Raw genomic sequence first — 1,002 nt, forward strand, 5'->3', positions numbered from 1 at the left:
CGGAATGGCAAAGAGAAATTTGAGCAGATGCGGGCATTCAGGAACTGGGAACGCACGGATGCGTACAGATGGTTAGCGTGGCGGCTGGGAATTAGTTCCAACCGCTGCCACTTCGGCTGGTTTGATACTGATATGTGTAATAAAGCAGCGAATATATGCAGGGAGTTTAAATAATGCCAATCGAGTATGCAGTAACTGGAAATAATGTTTTAGATGACCCAACGGATAGATACACATTGGAAAACCCAGAATGGGATCGCTCGTATCCTAAATATTTAGCAGAGGAATGCGCTGAGGATTATTGGAGCGAGCATGATGGCTGGGAGGGAATGGGACGGCCTATTGAAATAACTGTATTTGATGATGGTGAGTCAATCGGAACATTTAATATTGAAATAGAATTCGAACCAATATTTTCAGCAACACGGAGGAATGATGACCACTAATTCAGATTTATGCCAATCAACTGCAATGAAAATCACTAGCGACGTATATTTTTGTTATGTAACCAGAAACGGAAATACAAATAAAATAAAAGTCAATGGCTATCATTTTGATAATGAGATGTCAATTGAAAAATTCCCCCAAATAACCATTCCTGAGAAACATATCTGCATTCTGCGCTGTAGATGCGGTTCTAATGATTGGGGGGAGGATGGGCGTTATATTAACGAATATTGCTGCAATGATTGCGGGCAATATATCACTGTTTATTGATAGGAGGACATCATGGATATTATCGACGCAGCGAATGATTTAAATGAGCTGAATATATCTCATGCGCTCCAGAACCGACTACCACCACTAACCAGCATCAACGGGATGTGCCGATGGTGTGAGACGGAGCCAGCAACACACGGTGCATTCTGTAGTCGGGAGTGCGGAGAGGATTATGAGCGGGATAGGCGGAGAAATGGAACAAAAATACAGTCTGATATTAGCTGATCCCCCGTGGCAATATAATAACTCAGCCAGCAACGGAGCAGCCAGCAATCACTACAC

Annotated in this window: 3 protein-coding genes and 1 pseudogene; all 4 read left to right on the forward strand. The window is 42.9% G+C overall.

Translation table 11 applies throughout. The features are described 5' to 3' along the window. On the forward strand, nucleotides 1-174 hold a 174-nt coding region (locus PSI22_RS21610), incomplete at its 5' end, for a zinc-finger-containing protein (protein WP_370689057.1). After that, the gene (locus tag PSI22_RS21225; RefSeq protein WP_273581458.1) at nucleotides 174-446 is read left to right on the forward strand and encodes a hypothetical protein; all 273 of its coding nucleotides are present in this window, start codon (nucleotides 174-176) and stop codon (nucleotides 444-446) included. The genes PSI22_RS21610 and PSI22_RS21225, both read left to right, overlap by 1 nt. Beyond that, on the forward strand, nucleotides 436-717 hold the full coding sequence (locus tag PSI22_RS21230) for a hypothetical protein (protein ID WP_273581459.1): 282 nt from the start codon (nucleotides 436-438) through the stop codon (nucleotides 715-717). Before PSI22_RS21225 ends, PSI22_RS21230 begins: the two co-directional genes overlap by 11 nt. Before the next feature lie 196 nt (nucleotides 718-913). Then, a pseudogene (locus PSI22_RS21235) lies at nucleotides 914-1,002 on the forward strand (MT-A70 family methyltransferase); the annotation flags it as partial.

Source organism: Xenorhabdus aichiensis (genome assembly GCF_028598775.1).
GTDB lineage: Bacteria > Pseudomonadota > Gammaproteobacteria > Enterobacterales > Enterobacteriaceae > Xenorhabdus > Xenorhabdus bovienii.